The organism is Klebsiella sp. H-Nf2 (assembly GCF_002806645.1).
Lineage (GTDB): Bacteria > Pseudomonadota > Gammaproteobacteria > Enterobacterales > Enterobacteriaceae > Klebsiella > Klebsiella variicola.
In genome coordinates this window covers 161,343-180,079 of record NZ_PIBL01000010.1, presented here as the reverse complement: position 1 = coordinate 180,079, position 18,737 = coordinate 161,343, and the positions used below count along the sequence as shown (strand labels likewise).

General features: G+C 57.2%; 18 protein-coding genes and 3 tRNA genes. 16 read left to right on the top strand and 5 right to left on the bottom strand.

Translation table 11 applies throughout. The features are described 5' to 3' along the window. Positions 1-3 precede the first annotated feature (3 nt). Both asd and rsgA read right to left on the bottom strand, forming a co-directional pair. The gene (gene asd / locus CWM58_RS21360) at positions 4-966 is read right to left on the bottom strand and encodes an archaetidylserine decarboxylase (RefSeq protein WP_100681724.1); all 963 of its coding nucleotides are present in this window, start codon (positions 964-966) and stop codon (positions 4-6) included. Positions 967-1,126: 160 nt separating this feature from the next. Continuing rightward, positions 1,127-2,188 carry a small ribosomal subunit biogenesis GTPase RsgA gene (rsgA, locus tag CWM58_RS21355; protein ID WP_061156037.1) on the bottom strand — a complete coding sequence of 354 codons (1,062 nt, stop codon included), beginning with the start codon at positions 2,186-2,188 and terminating at the stop codon, positions 1,127-1,129. Between the two features lie 94 nt (positions 2,189-2,282). Here rsgA and orn point away from each other — a divergent pair, with 94 nt between their 5' ends. Beyond that, positions 2,283-2,828: an oligoribonuclease gene (gene orn / locus CWM58_RS21345; protein WP_074387286.1), complete on the top strand. Its 546-nt coding sequence runs from the start codon at positions 2,283-2,285 to the stop codon at positions 2,826-2,828. A gap of 53 nt (positions 2,829-2,881) precedes the next feature. Here the strand turns inward: orn and CWM58_RS21340 are convergent, their stop codons facing one another. Then, a complete protein-coding gene (locus tag CWM58_RS21340) occupies positions 2,882-3,613 on the bottom strand; it encodes a transporter substrate-binding domain-containing protein (protein ID WP_012543116.1) in 732 nt (243 codons plus the stop codon). Between the two features lie 294 nt (positions 3,614-3,907). Between CWM58_RS21340 and CWM58_RS21330 the strand changes: the two genes are divergently transcribed. From CWM58_RS21330 to CWM58_RS21320, 3 genes are all read left to right on the top strand, one after another. Next, positions 3,908-3,983: transfer RNA gene (locus CWM58_RS21330), tRNA-Gly, on the top strand. 68 nt (positions 3,984-4,051) lie between these two features. Next, positions 4,052-4,127 (top strand) — tRNA-Gly (locus CWM58_RS21325). 72 nt (positions 4,128-4,199) lie between these two features. Then, a tRNA-Gly gene (locus CWM58_RS21320) sits at positions 4,200-4,275 on the top strand. 270 nt (positions 4,276-4,545) lie between these two features. Here CWM58_RS21320 and queG read toward each other — a convergent pair. Then, complete coding sequence (queG, locus tag CWM58_RS21315; RefSeq protein WP_100681723.1) at positions 4,546-5,685, bottom strand: tRNA epoxyqueuosine(34) reductase QueG; 1,140 nt, start codon at positions 5,683-5,685, stop codon at positions 4,546-4,548. Between the two features lie 13 nt (positions 5,686-5,698). On the opposite strand from queG, the gene nnr reads away from it, so the two are divergent. The 9 genes from nnr to hflC all read left to right on the top strand — a co-directional run bounded on the left by nnr (position 5,699) and on the right by hflC (position 15,941). Further along, complete coding sequence (gene nnr / locus CWM58_RS21310) at positions 5,699-7,210, top strand: bifunctional ADP-dependent NAD(P)H-hydrate dehydratase/NAD(P)H-hydrate epimerase (RefSeq protein ID WP_165785831.1); 1,512 nt, start codon at positions 5,699-5,701, stop codon at positions 7,208-7,210. Beyond that, positions 7,203-7,664 (top strand): tRNA (adenosine(37)-N6)-threonylcarbamoyltransferase complex ATPase subunit type 1 TsaE, encoded by a 462-nt coding sequence (tsaE, locus tag CWM58_RS21305; protein ID WP_100681721.1) that lies wholly within the window; start codon positions 7,203-7,205, stop codon positions 7,662-7,664. Before nnr ends, tsaE begins: the two co-directional genes overlap by 8 nt. A 16-nt stretch (positions 7,665-7,680) precedes the next feature. Beyond that, positions 7,681-9,036 carry an N-acetylmuramoyl-L-alanine amidase AmiB gene (gene amiB, locus CWM58_RS21300; protein ID WP_100681720.1) on the top strand — a complete coding sequence of 452 codons (1,356 nt, stop codon included), beginning with the start codon at positions 7,681-7,683 and terminating at the stop codon, positions 9,034-9,036. 10 nt (positions 9,037-9,046) lie between these two features. Continuing rightward, positions 9,047-10,906, top strand: coding sequence for a DNA mismatch repair endonuclease MutL (gene mutL / locus CWM58_RS21295; RefSeq protein ID WP_100681719.1), 1,860 nt, complete (start codon positions 9,047-9,049; stop codon positions 10,904-10,906). Next, complete coding sequence (miaA, locus tag CWM58_RS21290; RefSeq protein WP_061156030.1) at positions 10,899-11,849, top strand: tRNA (adenosine(37)-N6)-dimethylallyltransferase MiaA; 951 nt, start codon at positions 10,899-10,901, stop codon at positions 11,847-11,849. Before mutL ends, miaA begins: the two co-directional genes overlap by 8 nt. 92 nt (positions 11,850-11,941) lie before the next feature. Next, on the top strand, positions 11,942-12,250 hold the full coding sequence (gene hfq / locus CWM58_RS21285; protein ID WP_002885659.1) for an RNA chaperone Hfq: 309 nt from the start codon (positions 11,942-11,944) through the stop codon (positions 12,248-12,250). A 75-nt stretch (positions 12,251-12,325) separates the two neighbouring features. After that, a complete protein-coding gene (gene hflX, locus CWM58_RS21280) occupies positions 12,326-13,606 on the top strand; it encodes a ribosome rescue GTPase HflX (RefSeq protein ID WP_004146725.1) in 1,281 nt (426 codons plus the stop codon). Positions 13,607-13,671: 65 nt separating this feature from the next. After that, positions 13,672-14,934 carry an FtsH protease activity modulator HflK gene (gene hflK, locus CWM58_RS21275; protein ID WP_061156029.1) on the top strand — a complete coding sequence of 421 codons (1,263 nt, stop codon included), beginning with the start codon at positions 13,672-13,674 and terminating at the stop codon, positions 14,932-14,934. 2 nt (positions 14,935-14,936) lie between these two features. Beyond that, the gene (gene hflC / locus CWM58_RS21270) at positions 14,937-15,941 is read left to right on the top strand and encodes a protease modulator HflC (protein ID WP_061156028.1); all 1,005 of its coding nucleotides are present in this window, start codon (positions 14,937-14,939) and stop codon (positions 15,939-15,941) included. A gap of 80 nt (positions 15,942-16,021) precedes the next feature. Here the strand turns inward: hflC and CWM58_RS21265 are convergent, their stop codons facing one another. Continuing rightward, the gene (locus CWM58_RS21265) at positions 16,022-16,312 is read right to left on the bottom strand and encodes a hypothetical protein (protein WP_061156027.1); all 291 of its coding nucleotides are present in this window, start codon (positions 16,310-16,312) and stop codon (positions 16,022-16,024) included. 223 nt (positions 16,313-16,535) lie between these two features. Here CWM58_RS21265 and CWM58_RS21255 point away from each other — a divergent pair, with 223 nt between their 5' ends. The 3 genes from CWM58_RS21255 to nsrR all read left to right on the top strand — a co-directional run bounded on the left by CWM58_RS21255 (position 16,536) and on the right by nsrR (position 18,710). Beyond that, entirely contained in the window at positions 16,536-16,733 is a 198-nt protein-coding gene (locus tag CWM58_RS21255; RefSeq protein WP_002885664.1) for a DUF2065 domain-containing protein, read from the top strand. A gap of 102 nt (positions 16,734-16,835) precedes the next feature. Beyond that, complete coding sequence (locus CWM58_RS21250) at positions 16,836-18,134, top strand: adenylosuccinate synthase (RefSeq protein ID WP_100681717.1); 1,299 nt, start codon at positions 16,836-16,838, stop codon at positions 18,132-18,134. 150 nt (positions 18,135-18,284) lie between these two features. Further along, complete coding sequence (gene nsrR, locus CWM58_RS21245; protein WP_002885667.1) at positions 18,285-18,710, top strand: nitric oxide-sensing transcriptional repressor NsrR; 426 nt, start codon at positions 18,285-18,287, stop codon at positions 18,708-18,710. The last annotated feature ends 27 nt before the right edge of the window (positions 18,711-18,737 follow it).

Here is an 18,737-nt window from a genome sequence, read left to right as displayed (position 1 = left end):
GAATTAACCTTGGTCTTGTGTATCGTCAACCAGCGGGCTGGCGCGGTGTTCGGCGCGGATCTCTTCTTCCGGTAACGGCGCGGGTTCAGCAGCGGTGCTGGCTTCCACGGCGGTCGCCAGCGGTTGGCCGATTTTAGTCACGGACAGGCTTTGCAGCGAGTCGACCAGCTTCACCTGGCCCGGGGCAAACAGGTTGATCACGGTGGAACCCAGTTTGAAGCGGCCCATCTCCTGGCCTTTCAGCAGGGCGACGGAGCCTTCGCTGTCACCCGCGGGCCAGGTCCAGCGTTTAATAATGCCTTCGCGCGGCGGGGTCACGGTGCCGGACCACACGGTCTCGATGCTGCCGACGATAGTCGCGCCCACCAGAATTTGCGCCATCGGGCCAAACTCAGTATCAAACAGGCAGATGACGCGCTCGTTACGGGCGAACAGGTTAGGCACATTCTGCGCCGTCAGATGGTTAACCGAGAACAGGTCGCCAGGAACGTAGATCATTTCGCGCAGGATGCCGTTGCACGGCATGTGCACGCGGTGATAGTCGCGCGGCGACAGATAGGTGGTGGCGAAGCTGCCGTTACGGAACAGGTCGGCCATTTGATAGTTGCCGGCCAGCAGGGCTTCCAGGCTGTAGTCATGACCTTTGGCCTGCAGGATTTTATCGTTTTCAATGGCGCCAAGCTGGCTGATCACGCCGTCTGCCGGCATCACCAGCACGTTGGGATCGGTATTCAGCGGGCGAACGTCGTCGCGCAGCGGACGCACAAAGAAATCGTTGAAGGTGCGATAAGCCGCGGTATCCGGCTTCTGCGCCTCTTTCATATCGACCTTGTAGTATTTCACGAACAGATCGATGACCAGTTTCGTCAACCAACCTGCGCGTTTGCTCGCACCCCAGCCTGCGAGGCGGGTGAGCCACAGTTTAGGCAGAATGTATTGCAGTGAAAGTTTAAGATCGTTTAACAAAGTAGCCTCCAGGCCATGATATGTCGTTCCTGACCCCGCCCGCGGGCGGGGACCTGAAAAAAGGGGACGATTCTATACGTAAATCTCGCCAAATGGCATCCGCGTTAGTCGCAGTTTGACCGCGTCCTGGCAGAGCCTGACGTGAGGCTCAGCTTAATGATCAGTCATCGGACGAGGAAAAGTTTTTACGCGTTTTTACCTGTACCTGCTCCATGCTTTCGAGGATGCGGTGGTAGTTCTCAAAACGGCTTTCAGCGATCTTGCCGTTCTCTACCGCTTCGCGAAGCGCACAGCCAGGATCGTTATCGTGTTTACAGTCGCGGTATTTGCAATGGCCTAAATAATCATGGAATTCGACAAAGCCATTGGTGATTTGTTCCGCTTCCAGATGCCAGAGGCCGAATTCACGAACGCCCGGCGAATCAATCACATCGCCGCCGTGCGGGAAGTGGTAGAGGCGCGCCGCGGTGGTGGTGTGCTGGCCTAAGCCGGAAACGTCCGAGACATCATTGGTGAGGATTTGATCCTCATTCAGCCCCAGCAGGGCATTCAGCAGGCTCGATTTACCGACCCCGGACTGCCCGGCGAAAATGCTGATGCGGTCGGTCAGGGCCGCTTCCAGCGGCTTGAGGCCGTCCTGAGTCCGGCTGGAGACCATGAGCACGCGGTAGCCGATATTGCGGTAGATGTCCATTTGCTCATTGACGAAGCGCAGGCCATCGTCATCCAGCAGATCGATTTTATTCAGGACGATCAACGGCTCGATATCCTGCGCCTCGCAGGCTACCAGATAACGATCGATAATATTCAATGACAGCTCAGGCAGGATCGCGGAAACCACCACGATCTGATCGATATTGGCAGCGATAGGCTTCACGCCGTCGTAAAAATCCGGACGCGTCAGGACGGAGGCGCGCTCATGCACCGCTTCGACGATCCCTTTGACGTTTACGCCGTCGGCGGCATCTTTACCTGGCCGCCAGACCACGCGGTCGCCAGTGACCAGCGAACGGATTGTCCGGCGAATGTTGCAGCGATGGACGCTGCCGTCAGCGGATTCGACGTCGGCATGCATGCCAAAACGACTGATGACAATGCCTTCCGACGTTTCGCCAAACAGGTTGTCATCGTAGTCGGCCTTCTCCGCAGTGGTTTTCAGGCGGCGCTGGTGGTTGGCGTTGACGCGGCGCTGCTGGCCTTTGGAGAGTTTATTTTTACTCAATCGAACTGGCTCCTGGTCGCCCTGATGGGGCAAAACCTCTATGATACACGCTATTTTAGATGAATATAGTCACGCAAGAAGGGTGGAAAATAGCATGAGTGCAAATGAAAACAACCTCATTTGGATCGATCTTGAGATGACAGGGCTGGATCCGGAGCGCGATCGCATTATCGAAATCGCCACCCTGGTGACCGATGCCAACCTGAACATTTTGGCTGAAGGGCCGACCATCGCCGTGCATCAGTCAGACGCTCAGCTGGCATTAATGGACGAGTGGAATGTGCGGACGCATACCGGCAGCGGACTGGTGGATCGCGTGAAGGCCAGCACCGTCGGCGAGCACGATGCCGAACTGGCGACTATTGAGTTTCTTAAGCAGTGGGTGCCGGCGGGCAAGTCGCCGATCTGCGGCAACAGCATCGGCCAGGATCGTCGCTTCCTGTTTAAGTACATGCCGCAACTGGAAGCCTATTTCCACTACCGCTATCTGGACGTCAGCACGCTGAAAGAGCTGGCTCGCCGCTGGAAGCCGGAAATTCTCGACGGCTTTAAAAAGCAGGGCACCCATCAGGCGATGGACGATATCCGCGAGTCGGTCGCCGAGCTGGCTTACTATCGCGAGCATTTCATTAAGCTGTAAACCACGACTGGCTGTGAAAACCGGGCCTGGTGCGGCCCGGTACATCTTTCTGTTTATTTAAACCACTTTTGCTGCATCTGCTGGAAGTCAGGCGTCGCCATGACCGCGGTCAGGGCATCGTTGATGGCATTCAGCAACTCCGGATCGTCTTTGCGCACCGCAATCGCATACTGCTTACCGTAATAAGCCGGGTCGGTGGCCCGCTCATCCATGATGGCGTAGTCAGGGTTCTCTTGTTGCCAGGCGTCAAGGGTGGCGAAGTCGCTCATGACGCCGGTTATTTCGCCGGCTTTCAGCGCGGCTAAAGCGCTAGCGACGTCGTCGTAAGGGATCGCCTGCACGGCCTTCTGCTTATCGCGCAGATAGTGCTGATGCAGCGTGCCTTTCACCACGCCAATTTTTTTGGCTTTCAGATCGGCAAAGGTATGGGCAACATCTTTATTGACGATCACCACCCCGGAGAGCGCCTGGCGATAAGGGCGGCTAAAGGCGACCTGCTTCTCGCGCATTGGGATCACTTCCATACCGGCAATCACCGCATCAAACTTCTTAAAGCGCAATGCCGGGATCAGGGTATCGAAACGCTGCGCCGTAAACTGGCACTGCGCCTGCATCTGCTGGCACAGGGCGTGAGCGAGATCGATATCAAAGCCGACGGGCTGATTTTTGCCGTTGGTGGTGACAAATGGCGGATTGGCTGTGGTGGTGCCAAAATGGAGCGTCTCGGCTGACGCGGTTCCGATGGCCAGCGTGCTCAGCAGCAGGACGGTGAGGACTTTTCTCATGCTAATTCCCTGTTTGGCGTCGTGGTGGCCGCGTTATACGTCGCGCCACCGCAATATGATGCGAGCGATTTTGCGTCATTCAGCCGGACGGAAAAAGCAATTTTGCCCGTTATGACGCTTATTTATACAATTCAGCGGCGTAGGTGGCGAGAAAATGTCCACTTAAACAAAAAACGCAAAAAAGTGATCGTCAGGGGGTTGCAGGGGCATCGAATTCTCGTATAATGCGCCTCCCGTAACGACGCAGAAATGCAAATTACGACGCCATCAAAATATGGCAAAAAAAGCAGTAACGCGGGAATAGCTCAGTTGGTAGAGCACGACCTTGCCAAGGTCGGGGTCGCGAGTTCGAGTCTCGTTTCCCGCTCCAAAATTTGAAAGCACCATCCTGATCACAGGATTTCAACTCGCAGATGCGAGGCGAAAGCCGAAGATTAAGCGGGAATAGCTCAGTTGGTAGAGCACGACCTTGCCAAGGTCGGGGTCGCGAGTTCGAGTCTCGTTTCCCGCTCCAAAATTTGAAAGACATACCACACCAGTCGCAGTATTCAGGTTGCTACACGGTAGCTTGAATGACGATGATTAAGCGGGAATAGCTCAGTTGGTAGAGCACGACCTTGCCAAGGTCGGGGTCGCGAGTTCGAGTCTCGTTTCCCGCTCCAAATTTTCTTCCATCTCTTATTTATCCACAGTGCAATCCAGCGCCGGGGATGATTTTCATTTGATATCCAGAAATACTGTGAACAGAGTTATCCACAGGTTGTCGTTCCGTCTTTGACGGCGTAAATGCTTCGCTTTGTAAATAGTATCTTTATATACCATTGAAATTTAACAATTAAATTTCATTTCGAAATGTTAATCCGATCACTTGACCTCGGTCTGCGCCTTGAAACGCAATGTGTTTTAGATTTTATTCACAGCCTGTGAATGAATCAGGCGTCGCGCGGCAAGCCTTTCTCTACCACCCTGACCAGACGTAATTTTTTCGGCAGCTGTACTTCGACGGCGTCAGCGTTCCGCTTGTTTATTTGCTCAGCGATAGCCCATTCGATGTGCTCGTCGAGAAGCGGGTGCTCACCCCGGCGACTCTCCAGCGCGCGAAGATGGGCTTCATCCCAGGGCGCATTGCCCAGCGCGACGGCGATATTGCGCAGCCAGCGCAGGTGGCCAATGCGACGAATCGCCGACCCTTCGGTTACCTTCAGAAACCACGCTTCGCTCCAGGAGAACAGCTCCACCAGCGGTGGCGCATGCAACGCTTTGCGTGGACTGAAATCCTCTTCATCGGTGAGCTGTGAGAAACGGTTCCACGGGCAGATGAGCTGGCAATCATCACAACCGTAAATACGGTTGCCGATAAGCGGACGGAACGCCTCCGGGATAGCGCCTTCCAGCTCGATGGTGAGATAGGAGATGCAGCGCCGGGCGTCGACGGTGTAGGGCTCAACGATGGCGCCTGTGGGGCAGATGGTCATGCAGGCGACGCAGCGTCCGCACTCCTCCGCAACCGGGCTGTCGACCGGTAGAGGCAGATCGATCAGCAGTTCGCCGAGGAAAAAGAATGACCCCGCGTCGCGGCTTAAGATAAGTGAGTGCTTACCTGTCCAGCCAAGGCCCGCTTTTTCTGCGATTGGCCGTTCCAGGATAGGCGCGGAATCGACAAAAGGTCTAAAATTGAGCGAAGCACACTGTTCCTGAATCTTCTCCCCCAGTTTTTTCAGGCGATTACGTAGCAGCTTATGATAATCACGCCCGAGGGCATAACGGCTGACGTAACCCAGCGCGGGATCTTTCAGGGTGCGGGCAAAGGCGGCGTTGGCGGGCAGATAGTTCATCCGCACGCTGATAACGCGTAACGTACCGGGCAGCAGTTCATGGGGGCGGGCGCGCATCATTCCGTGACGGGCCATCCACTCCATTTCGCCGTGGTATTGTTTATCCAGCCATGCCTGCAGTTTGGGTTCACTGGCGCTGAGGTCGGTATCGGCGATACCCACCTGCTGGAACCCGAGCTCTGTGCCCCATTGTTTGATTTGTTGCGCTAACTGAACGAGATCGAGGGGCTGTGACATGATGGACCATACAATGACGAAAAACCCTGACAGTATACCATACAACATTTGGCCTGCGGAGGCGCTGCGCCTGGCCGAACGAGAGGCGGCGGACAGCCTGGGGCTGACGCTGTTCGAACTGATGCAGCGCGCGGGCGAGGCGGGCTTTCAACTGGCCAGCCGCGCTTATCCCGCCAGTGCGCACTGGCTGATCCTCTGCGGTCATGGCAACAACGGCGGCGACGGATATGTCGTCGCGCGTCTGGCGCAGGCCGCGGGGCGGCGGGTGACGCTGCTGGCGGTGGAGAGTGACAGCCCGCTACCGGAAGAGGCGCAGGCGGCGCGGGAGGCGTGGCTTAACGCCGGCGGCGTGATCCATGCGGCGACCATCCCCTGGCCCGACGATATCTCACTGATTATTGATGGCCTGCTCGGCACCGGTCTGCGCAGCGCGCCGCGCGATCCCGTTGCGGCGCTCATTCACCAGGCGAACCACCATCCGGCGCCGGTGGTGGCGCTGGATATCCCTTCCGGCCTGAACGCGCAGACTGGCGCGACGCCAGGTGCAGTGGTTCAGGCCGACCACACCCTGACCTTTATCGCCCTCAAACCCGGGCTGCTGACCGGCAAGGCGCGGGATGTCGTCGGGCATCTCCATCATCATGCCCTCGGGCTCGAGCGCTGGCTCGCCGGGCAAAGTACTCCTCTGACGCGGTTTTGCGCCGCCCACCTCGCCGACTGGCTGCCGCCGCGGCGGGCCACCTCCCATAAGGGCGATCACGGCAAGCTGGTGATTGTCGGCGGCGATCACGGCACGGCAGGCGCTATCCGTATGTGCGGTGAAGCGGCCCTACGCGGCGGTGCAGGGCTGGTGCGAGTGCTTACTCACCCTGAGAACATCGCGCCCATTGTCACCGTGCGGCCGGAATTAATGGTGGATGAACTGACGCCGCAGACTCTGAAAGCCGCGCTGGAGTGGGCTGATGTGGTGGCGATTGGCCCGGGCCTGGGGCAGCGCGAATGGGGGCGCAGCGCCCTGCGCACGGTGGAAAGTTTTAACAAACCGATGGTCTGGGACGCCGACGCGCTGAACCTGCTGGCATTCAATCCCGATAAACGTCACAATCGCGTGCTAACGCCGCACCCCGGCGAAGCGGCCCGTCTGCTGAATGTCAGCGTGGCAGAAATTGAAAGCGATCGCTTACTTTCTGCGCAGCGTCTGGTAAAACGGTATGGTGGCGTGGTTGTGCTGAAAGGCGCGGGCACGGTGGTGGCCAGTGAAAGCGGGGCGATGGGCATTATCGATGCCGGCAATGCCGGAATGGCCAGCGGCGGGATGGGCGATGTGCTTACCGGCATTATTGCCGCATTGTTAGGACAGCACCTGACGCCGTATGATGCAGCCTGTGCCGGGTGCGTCGCTCATGGCGACGCCGCCGACCGACTGGCCGCCCGCGAGGGCACCCGCGGCATGCTGGCGACCGATCTCTTTTCCACGCTCAGGCGTGTTGTTAACCCGGATGTGATTGACGTAGACCATGATTAACCGAGTGATTCCTTTACCCGATGAGCAGGCCACGCTGGCCCTTGGCGACCGCATCGCGCAGGTCTGTATCGGCGCCACCGTGATTTATCTGTATGGTGATTTAGGCGCGGGGAAAACGACCTTCAGCCGCGGCTTTTTGCAGGCGCTCGGTCACCGCGGCAATGTCAAAAGCCCAACCTATACCCTGGTGGAGCCGTATACCCTCGATAATCTGATGGTGTATCACTTCGATCTCTACCGACTGGCGGATCCTGAGGAGCTCGAATTTATGGGGATCCGTGATTATTTTGCCGACGATGCCATCTGCCTGGTGGAATGGCCGCAGCAAGGCGCAGGTGTCCTGCCTGACCCGGACGTTGAAATTCACCTTGATTACCAGGCACAAGGGCGTGAGGCGCGTATTACCGCGATCTCCTCACGGGGTGAGTCTTTACTGGCGCGTTTAGCCATTTAGCCTGAAGGATGACGGGATGAAGTATCGCATAACCACCTGGCTTGCCGCTGCGCTAATGCTGTCGAGTCTTCACGCCACTGCGGCGAGTTTATCCGATATCCAGGTCTCCAACGGAGACCAGCAGGCCCGTATTACCCTGAGCTTTGTCGGTGAGCCGGAGTACTCCTTTACCCCACAGGGCAAACGTCTGGTGGCACTGGATATCAAGCAGACCGGCGTATTGCAGGGACTACCGCTGCAGTTTAGTGGCAGCAACCTGGTGAAAAGTATTCGCGCCGGTACGCCGCAGGATACGCAGACGCTGCGTTTGCTGGTGGATCTGACGGAAGATGGTAAAACGCGAGCGGTGAAGCAGCAGAACGGGGCAAATTACACGGTGGTCTTTACCATCAACGCCGACGCGCCACCGCCACCGCCACCGCCGCCCGTGGTGGTGAAACGGGCCGACCCGCCGCCGGTGATGCCTTCCCGGACGGCGACGTCAGGGCGTAACCCGTTCAGCTCGTCGGGTCATGAACGGCAGACAGCGATGACGTCCTCTCAGCCAGCGATGACCAACAATCAGACCGTGACTCGCCCGGCGGCCCGCACGGTGTCGGCGGATGATAAGGTGATTATCGCCATCGATGCTGGACACGGCGGTCAGGATCCTGGCGCGATTGGTCCGAACGGCACCAAAGAGAAGAACGTCACTATCGCTATCGCGCGCAAGCTGCGGGCGTTACTGAACGCCGATCCGCAGTTTAAGCCGGTGCTGACCCGCGACGGCGATTACTTTATTTCGGTGATGGGGCGCTCGGACGTGGCGCGTAAGCAAAACGCCAACTTCCTCGTCTCTATCCATGCTGATGCCGCGCCAAACCGCGATGCGACCGGCGCCTCGGTGTGGGTGCTCTCGAACCGTCGCGCCAACAGCGAAATGGCCGGTTGGCTCGAGCAGCATGAGAAGCAGTCTGAACTGCTCGGCGGGGCAGGCGACGTGCTGGCGAACAGCCAGGCCGACCCTTACCTGAGCCAGGCGGTGCTGGATCTGCAGTTCGGTCATTCCCAGCGCGTCGGCTACGATGTGGCGACCAACGTGCTGAGCCAGCTGCAGCGCATTGGCAACCTGCACAAACGCCGCCCGGAGCATGCCAGCCTCGGTGTATTGCGCTCGCCGGATATCCCGTCGATCCTCGTGGAAACAGGCTTTATCAGTAACAACGGTGAAGAGCGGCTGCTGGGGAGTGAGGATTACCAGGAGCAGATCGCACAGGCGATTTACAACGGCCTGCGTAACTACTTTATGCAGCATCCGCTGCAGTCGGCGCCTCGAGGGGAGGCGGCGCAGACCGCCAGCGCCGCAGCGCCAGGCGGGATGTTGATTAACTAAGGAGCAGGGGATGCCGATTCAGGTTCTGCCGCCGCAGCTCGCCAACCAGATTGCCGCCGGCGAAGTGGTGGAGCGGCCCGCGTCGGTGGTGAAAGAGCTGGTTGAGAACAGCCTTGATGCTGGCGCTACGCGGATTGACATTGATATCGAACGCGGCGGCGCGAAGCTCATTCGCATCCGCGATAACGGCAGCGGCATCAAAAAAGACGAGCTGGCGCTGGCCCTGGCTCGTCATGCGACCAGCAAGATCGCCTCGCTTGACGATCTGGAGGCGATTATCAGCCTCGGCTTTCGCGGCGAAGCGCTGGCCAGTATCAGTTCGGTGGCGCGCTTAACGCTGACTTCGCGGACGGCGGAGCAGCAGGAAGCCTGGCAGGCTTATGCCGAAGGCCGCGATCAGGCGGTAACGGTGAAGCCGGCGGCGCACCCGGTCGGCACCACCCTGGAAGTCCTTGATCTGTTCTACAACACGCCGGCGCGGCGCAAATTTATGCGCACCGAAAAAACCGAGTTCGGCCATATTGACGAAGTGGTGCGCCGCATTGCGCTGGCGCGCTTCGACGTCACCATTAACCTCAGCCATAACGGCAAGGTGATGCGCCAGTATCGGGCAGTGGCGCAGGATGGCCAGCGGGAGCGGCGGCTGGGAACCATTTGCGGCACCGCTTTTCTCGAACATGCGCTGGCGATCGAGTGGCAGCATGGCGATCTGACCCTGCGCGGCTGGGTTGCCGATCCGCTCCATACCACCCCGGCGCTGGCGGAAATTCAGTATTGTTACGTCAACGGGCGGATGATGCGCGACCGGCTGATCAACCATGCTATCCGCCAGGCCTGTGAAGACAAGCTGGGGGCCGATCAGCAGCCGGCGTTTGTGCTGTATCTGGAGATCGATCCCCATCAGGTGGATGTGAACGTCCATCCGGCCAAGCATGAGGTGCGTTTCCATCAGTCGCGCCTGGTGCATGACTTTATCTACCAGGGCGTACTGAGCGTGCTGCAGCAGCAGCTTGACGCGCCGCTGGCGGAAAAAGACGACCCGCCGGCGCCGCGCCAGATGCCGGAGAACCGCATCGCCGCAGGCGGCAATCAGTTTGCTCGCCCGTCGGAAGCGCGTGAACCGGCAACCCGATTCAGTATTACATCGTCGCGTGAGCCGGCTGCCTCCGGCGGCAGTTCGGGCGGCGCGAGCTGGCCGCATGCACAGCCGGGTTACCAGAAGCAGCAGGGGGCGCTTTATCGTCAGTTGCTCGACACGCCCGCCGCGCCGCGACCCGCGCAGCCGTCCGTCGCCCCGGCGGAACTGGCTGGTCACAGTCAGAGTTTTGGCAGAGTGCTGACGATTGTCGGCGGCGACTGCGCGCTGCTGGAGCGCGAGGGCAGTCTGGCGCTGCTGTCGTTGACCGTTGCCGAGCGCTGGCTGCGCCAGGCGCAGTTGACGCCGGGGGCGGAAGCGGTATGTGCCCAGCCGCTGCTGATCCCGTTGCGGTTAAAAGTCACGGAAGGGGAGAAGCGGGCGCTGGCCGCCGCGCAGTCGGCGCTAACGCAGCTGGGGATCGAGCTCCATACCGATGCCCTGCACGTGACGGTGCGCGCGGTCCCTTTACCCTTAAGACAACAAAATTTACAAATCTTGATTCCTGAACTGATAGGCTACCTGGCGCAGCAAAACGCATTCGACGTCGGCAACATCGCCCAATGGATGGCGCGTAATCTGACGAGCGAACAGGCGTCATGGAATATGGCGCAGGCGATTGCGTTGCTGGCGGACGTCGAACGTCTTTGCCCGCAGCTGGTGAAAACGCCGCCGGGCGGCCTGTTACAACCTGTAGATCTCCATTCGGCGATGAATGCCCTGAAAGATGAATGATGTAACCGAGGCGAGCCTGCCCAAGGCAATTTTTTTAATGGGCCCGACGGCCTCAGGCAAAACCGCGCTGGCGATAGCCTTACGTAAAGTTTTGCCAGTAGAGTTGATTAGTGTTGATTCCGCCCTCATTTATCGGGGAATGGATATTGGCACTGCCAAACCGGATGCCGCGGAGCTTAGCGCTGCGCCGCACCGGCTGCTGGATATTTTGGATCCTGCAGAAGCCTATTCCGCGGCTGATTTTCGCCGCGACGCGCTGGCGGCGATGGCCGATATTGTCGCCGCCGGGCGAATTCCGCTGTTAGTCGGCGGAACGATGTTGTATTTCAAAGCGTTGCTGGAAGGATTGTCGCCCTTACCGTCGGCTGACCCAGAGGTCAGAGCGCGGATTGAGCAGCAGGCCGCAGAGCAGGGGTGGAACGCGTTACATCAGCAATTACAGGCGATCGATCCCGTGGCTGCTGCGCGTATTCATCCAAATGATCCGCAAAGGCTTTCCCGGGCACTGGAAGTTTTTTTCATTTCGGGTAAAACTTTAACGGAACTGACGCAAACGTCAGGAGACGCTCTGCCATATCAGGTGCATCAGTTCGCCATCGCCCCGGCGAGCCGTGAACTGCTCCATCAACGCATAGAACAGCGTTTTCATCAGATGTTAGCTTCAGGTTTTGAAGCAGAAGTACGGGCGCTTTTTGCCCGCGGAGATTTGCATACGGATATGCCTTCCATCCGTTGTGTTGGATACCGCCAGATGTGGTCATACCTCAATGGCGAGATCCCGTATGATGAGATGGTTTATCGAGGTGTTTGCGCCACGAGACAGTTAGCCAAACGTCAGGTCACCTGGCTGCGCGGTTGGGAAGGTGTGCACTGGTTAGACAGTGAACAACCTGAACAAGCGCTCAACAAAGTATTACAGGTTGTTGGTGCGAGCCAGAACTGAACGTGTACAATTAAACGGTATCGTGCGTAATTTTTTTTAAGAATCGTAAGGTTCTGAGTACAAAACAAGCATACATATAAGGAAAAGAGAGAATGGCTAAGGGGCAATCTTTACAAGATCCGTTCCTGAACGCTTTGCGTCGGGAACGTGTTCCGGTTTCTATTTATTTGGTGAATGGTATCAAGCTGCAAGGGCAAATTGAGTCTTTCGATCAGTTCGTGATCCTGTTGAAGAACACGGTCAGCCAGATGGTCTATAAGCACGCAATTTCTACTGTTGTCCCGTCTCGCCCGGTGTCTCACCACAGCAATAATGCTGGCGGCGGTTCCAGTAACTATCACCACGGTGGTAGCGCGCAGGGCTCTTCTGCGCCGCAACAAGACAGCGACGACGCCGAATAAGGCCAGTGCTGTTTTTCCACGCCGGGGAGCCAGGTTTTCTGCGTTCCCCGCTGGTATTTTATAAGGGGTTTACGCTTGTTTGACCGTTATGACGCCGGTGAGCAGGCGGTACTGGTACACATCTATTTTTCGCAAGACAAAGATATGGAAGATCTCCAGGAGTTTGAAACTCTGGCCTCTTCCGCCGGTGTCGAAGCAATGCAGGTGATTACCGGTAGCCGTAAAGCACCGCACCCGAAGTATTTTGTTGGTGAAGGTAAGGCAGTCGAAATTGCGGAAGCCGTTAAAGCGACCGGCGCGTCGGTCGTGCTCTTCGATCATGCCCTGAGTCCGGCACAAGAACGCAACCTGGAACGCCTGTGCGAATGCCGGGTTATCGATCGTACCGGTCTTATTTTAGATATTTTCGCCCAGCGCGCGCGCACCCATGAAGGGAAACTGCAGGTTGAGCTGGCGCAGTTGCGCCATATGGCGACCCGCCTCGTCCGCGGCTGGACCCACCTTGAAAGACAAAAGGGCGGGATTGGTTTGCGTGGCCCGGGTGAAACCCAGCTCGAAACCGACCGTCGTTTATTGCGTAACCGTATCATGCAGATCCTGTCGCGACTGGAAAAAGTTGAGAAACAGCGTGAGCAGGGGCGGCGGTCGCGCGCGAAAGCCGATATTCCAACCGTGTCGCTGGTGGGCTACACCAACGCCGGAAAATCAACGCTCTTTAACCAGATCACCGCTGCCGAGGTCTATGCCGCGAACCAGCTGTTCGCCACCCTGGACCCGACGCTGCGCCGCATTGACGTCCCTGACGTCGGCGAAACGGTGCTGGCCGATACCGTCGGCTTTATTCGCCATCTGCCGCACGATCTGGTAGCCGCGTTTAAAGCGACGTTGCAGGAGACGCGTCAGGCGACGCTGCTGCTGCATGTGATTGACGCGGCGGATGTCCGCGTGCAGGAAAACATTGATGCGGTAAATACGGTTCTCGCTGAGATTGAGGCCGATGAGATCCCAGCGCTGCTGGTGATGAACAAAATCGACATGCTTGACGATTTTGAACCGCGCATCGATCGCGACGATGAAAATAAACCGATTCGGGTCTGGCTTTCAGCGCAGACCGGGGTTGGCGTACCACTGCTTTTTCAGGCATTAACGGAACGTCTTTCCGGTGAAGTGGCCCAGCATACGCTGCGCTTACCGCCGAAAGAAGGGCGACTGAGAAGCCGTTTCTATCAGCTTCAGGCGATAGAAAAAGAGTGGATGGAGGATGACGGCAGCGTGAGTCTGCAGGTGCGCATGCCGATCGTTGACTGGCGGCGCCTCTGTAAGCAAGAGCCAACGCTTGTTGACTATGTGGTTTAACCTTGCAGCTTGCCTGAAGATATTGACCCCTGTGGGGATATCAAAAACAAATATGGAGCATATACATGGCGTGGAATCAGCCCGGTAATAACGGACAGGACCGCGACCCGTGGGGGAGCAGCAAACCTGGCGGCAACTCTGAGGGAAATGGCAACAAAGGTGGTCGCGAGCAGGGGCCGCCGGATCTGGATGATATCTTCCGCAAGTTAAGTAAGAAACTTGGCGGGCTCGGCGGCGGCAAGGGCGGACTGGGCGGTGGTAATAGCGCGCAGACGCCTCGTGGACCGATGGGCGGGCGTATTGTCGGCATCGTTGCCGCGGCGGCAGTGATTATCTGGGCGGCCAGCGGTTTTTATACCATTAAAGAAGCCGAACGCGGCGTCGTGACCCGTTTTGGTAAGTTCAGCCATCTGGTTGAGCCAGGCCTGAACTGGAAACCGACCTTTATCGATAACGTTCAGGCGGTGAACGTGGAGTCGGTACGTGAACTGGCCGCTTCCGGCGTCATGCTGACCTCTGACGAAAACGTCGTGCGCGTTGAGATGAACGTGCAGTACCGCGTCACCGATCCGGAACGCTATCTGTTTAGCGTCACCAGCGCGGATGACAGTCTGCGTCAGGCGACTGACAGCGCGCTGCGCGGCGTGATCGGCAAATACACCATGGATCGCATTCTGACCGAAGGTCGTACCGTGATCCGTAGCGATACCCAGCGCGAGCTGGAAGAGACTATCCGCCCGTACAACATGGGGATCACCCTGCTGGACGTCAACTTCCAGACGGCACGTCCGCCGGAAGAGGTGAAGGCGGCGTTTGACGATGCCATTGCCGCGCGTGAGAACGAGCAGCAGTACATCCGTGAAGCGGAAGCTTATACCAACGAAGTACAGCCGCGGGCGAATGGCCAGGCGCAGCGTATCCTTGAAGAGGCGCGTGCCTACAAGACCCAGACCGTCCTGGAAGCCCAGGGTGAAGTGGCTCGCTTTGCTAAGCTCCTGCCGGAATACAAAGCCGCGCCGGAAATTACCCGTGAGCGTCTGTATATCGAAACCATGGAAAAAGTGCTGAGCCACACCCGTAAAGTGCTGGTGAACGACAGCAAAAACGGCAATCTGATGGTTCTGCCGCTTGACCAGATGCTGAAAGGCGCCGCCGCGCCGGCAGCAAAGAGCGATAGCAGTGACGCCAGCGATCTGCTGCGTCTGCCACCTGCATCCAGCACCGGCAGCGCCAGCACCTCATCAACCTCGAGCTCAACCGGGGGTAGCATTATGGACCAACGCCGCGCTAACGCGCAGCGTAACGACTACCAGCGTCAGGGGGAATAACGATGCGTAAATCTGTTATCGCGATCATTGTCGTCGTGCTGGTAGTGCTCTACATGTCAGTCTTTGTGGTGAAGGAAGGCGAGCGCGGGATTACGCTGCGCTTCGGCAAAGTCCTGCGCGACGATGAGAACAAGCCGCTGGTGTATGCGCCGGGCCTGCACTTCAAGATCCCGTTTATCGAATCAGTGAAGATGCTGGATGCGCGTATCCAGACTATGGATAACCAGGCTGACCGTTTTGTGACCAAAGAGAAGAAAGACCTGATCGTCGACTCCTATATCAAATGGCGCATCAGCGACTTCAGCCGTTACTACCTGGCAACCGGCGGCGGCGACGTCTCCCAGGCCGAGGTTCTGCTGAAGCGTAAATTCTCTGACCGTCTGCGTTCTGAAATTGGTCGTCTGGATGTGAGAGACATCGTTACTGACTCCCGTGGTCGCCTGACGCTGGAAGTGCGCGATGCGCTGAACTCGGGTTCTGCTGGCACTGAAGATGAGGTCAGCACCCCGGCGGCTGATGACGCTATCGCCAAAGCCGCTGAGCGTGTTGAAGCAGAAACCAACGGCAAAGTGCAGGTGATCAACCCGAACAGTATGGCGGCACTGGGTATCGAAGTTGTCGACGTGCGTATCAAACAGATCAACCTGCCGGCAGAAGTGTCGGAAGCGATTTATAATCGTATGCGCGCGGAGCGTGAAGCGGTTGCTCGTCGCCACCGTTCACAGGGTCAGGAAGAAGCTGAGAAACTGCGCGCGACTGCAGACTACGAAGTCACCAAGACGCTGGCGGAAGCCGAGCGCCAGGGTCGTATCCTGCGTGGTGAAGGTGATGCGGAATCGGCAAAACTGTTTGCCGATGCGTTCAGCCAGGATCCAGGCTTCTACTCCTTTATCCGTAGCCTGCGCGCTTATGAGAAGAGCTTCCAGAGCAACCAGGATGTGATGGTCCTGAGCCCGGACAGCGATTTCTTCCGCTATATGCGTTCACCGGATTCGGCGCGTAAATAAGCCGTAGAGGATGTAAACCTGAAGTGCTAACGCGAAAAGGCGCCTGAAACAGGCGCCTTTTTTCATCCTGCAAAGGCTAATTAGTTGCCGAGCAGTTTGTTCAGCAGGCCACCGATCACCGGCAGACTTGCCAGCGTACTTTCGATGGTGCCACCAATGGTCGACCCAACGCTTTCGCCCAGAGTTTTGCCCAGGTCAGGCGAAAGGTCGGCCAGATTGATGGTGCCAATCAGCGGCAGATTGATGCTCAGGGCATCGGTACCCATCGTCCATACGGCGGCACCGACCTTGCTGCCTAAGGAAGCCAGGCCATCCTGTAACCAGCCTGCGCCGCTCACATTTTCAATTTCAAATGCGGTTAATTCTCTCATGATAATCTTCCTGATTATGTAGACGTACCGGGTTGTAGTACGCGATGGCATAGTTACAATTTAAAAAATATCCAGCAATACAATTAGTTGTGAATTTTGTTTCACCTTGCCGGTTCATAATGAAGATGAAATACGGGACAATGTGAAATGAGTGAATGAATTCACCATGCTGGCCGATGACGCCCGCGCGGGCGGCAATAATACTTTTCAATTAGGGTTGATAATGAACTCCACCATTTGGCTGGCGCTGGCGCTGGTTTTAGTACTCGAAGGGCTCGGCCCGCTGCTCTATCCACGCGCCTGGCGTAAAATGGTCGCCAGTCTGAGCCAGTTACCGGATAATTTATTGCGTCGCTTTGGCGGCGGACTTGTGGTTGCAGGGATTGTGATCTACTACATGTTGAGGAAATCGATTGGCTGATCAAAAAGTGGTCGGATTTGCCTTATTTTGGATGCAAAAAGTGCTGTAACTCTGAAAAAGCGATGGTAGAATCCATTTTTAAGCAAACGGTGATTTTGAAAAATGGGTAACAACGTCGTCGTACTGGGCACCCAATGGGGTGACGAAGGTAAAGGGAAGATCGTCGATCTCCTGACAGAACGGGCTAAATATGTTGTGCGCTACCAGGGTGGCCATAACGCAGGCCATACTCTCGTAATCAACGGTGAAAAAACCGTCCTCCATCTTATTCCATCAGGTATTCTCCGTGAGAATGTAACCAGCATCATCGGTAACGGTGTTGTGCTGTCTCCGGCTGCGCTGATGAAAGAGATGAAAGGTCTGGAAGACCGTGGTATCCCTGTTCGTGAGCGTCTGCTGCTGTCCGAAGCCTGCCCGCTTATCCTCGACTATCACGTGGCGCTGGACGTCGCACGTGAGAAAGCACGCGGTGCGAAAGCTATCGGTACGACCGGTCGCGGTATCGGCCCGGCTTACGAAGATAAAGTTGCTCGTCGCGGCCTGCGCGTTGGCGACCTGTTTGATAAAGCCACCTTCGCTGACAAACTGAAAGAAGTGATGGAATATCACAACTTCCAGCTGGTGAACTTCTACAAAGCAGAAGCGGTTGACTACCAGAAAGTGCTGGACGATGTCATGGCGATTGCCGACATCCTGACCGCCATGGTGGTGGACGTATCCGATCTGCTGGATCAGGCGCGTAAGCGCGGCGACTTCGTGATGTTCGAAGGCGCGCAGGGTACCCTGCTGGATATCGACCACGGTACCTATCCGTATGTGACTTCCTCCAACACCACTGCGGGTGGCGTGGCAACCGGCTCCGGCCTGGGTCCGCGTTATGTGGATTACGTACTGGGCATCATCAAAGCTTACTCAACTCGCGTAGGCGCGGGTCCGTTCCCGACCGAGCTGTTTGATGAAACTGGCGAGTTCCTGTGCAAGCAGGGTAACGAATTCGGCGCCACCACCGGCCGTCGTCGTCGTACCGGCTGGCTGGACGCGGTTGCAGTACGCCGCGCGGTGCAGATTAACTCGCTGTCCGGCTTCTGCCTGACTAAACTGGACGTCCTCGACGGCCTGAAAGAAGTGAAAATCTGCGTCGGCTACCGTATGCCGGATGGCCGCGAAGTGACCACCACTCCGCTGGCTGCCGACAACTGGGAAGGTATCGAGCCTATCTACGAAACCATGCCGGGCTGGTCCGAAACCACCTTTGGCGTGAAAGAGCGCAGCGGTCTGCCGCAGGCAGCGCTGAACTACATCCAGCGTATTGAAGAGCTGACCGGCGTGCCGGTGGATATCATCTCTACTGGTCCAGACCGTACCGAGACCATGATTCTGCGCGACCCGTTCGACGCGTAATCACTCTCAAGGGGCGCCGTTCGGGCGCCCTTGTTTTTGCTGTTCGCCCGCCCCATTTCAAATAAATTAGCGGCCTGAGCGCTGGCTGGTTTATCATCAATAATAATGATGTCGCTCGACATACCCTGTTTTCTTTTCCCTGAGGTTTATGTGCAGTTAACGAGTTTCACCGATTACGGATTACGCGCGCTGATTTATATGGCGTCGCTGCCGGAAGGACGCATGACCAGCATCTCGGAAGTGACCGAGGTCTATGGCGTCTCCCGTAATCATATGGTTAAAATAATCAATCAGTTAAGCCGTATGGGCTACGTGACTGCCGTGCGGGGGAAGAATGGGGGTATTCGCCTCGGTAAACCAGCAGGGCAGATCCGCGTGGGTGACGTGGTGCGCGATCTTGAACCCTTATCGCTGGTCAACTGCAGCAGCGAATTTTGCCACATCACACCAGCCTGTCGTCTGAAACAGGCGCTAGCTGAAGCCGCGCAGAGTTTTCTCAAGGAGCTGGATAACTATACGCTGGCTGATTTGGTTGAGAAGAATCAACCGCTTTATAAATTATTACTGGTGGAGTGAACCACTCTGCCGGAGATGACAACGGAG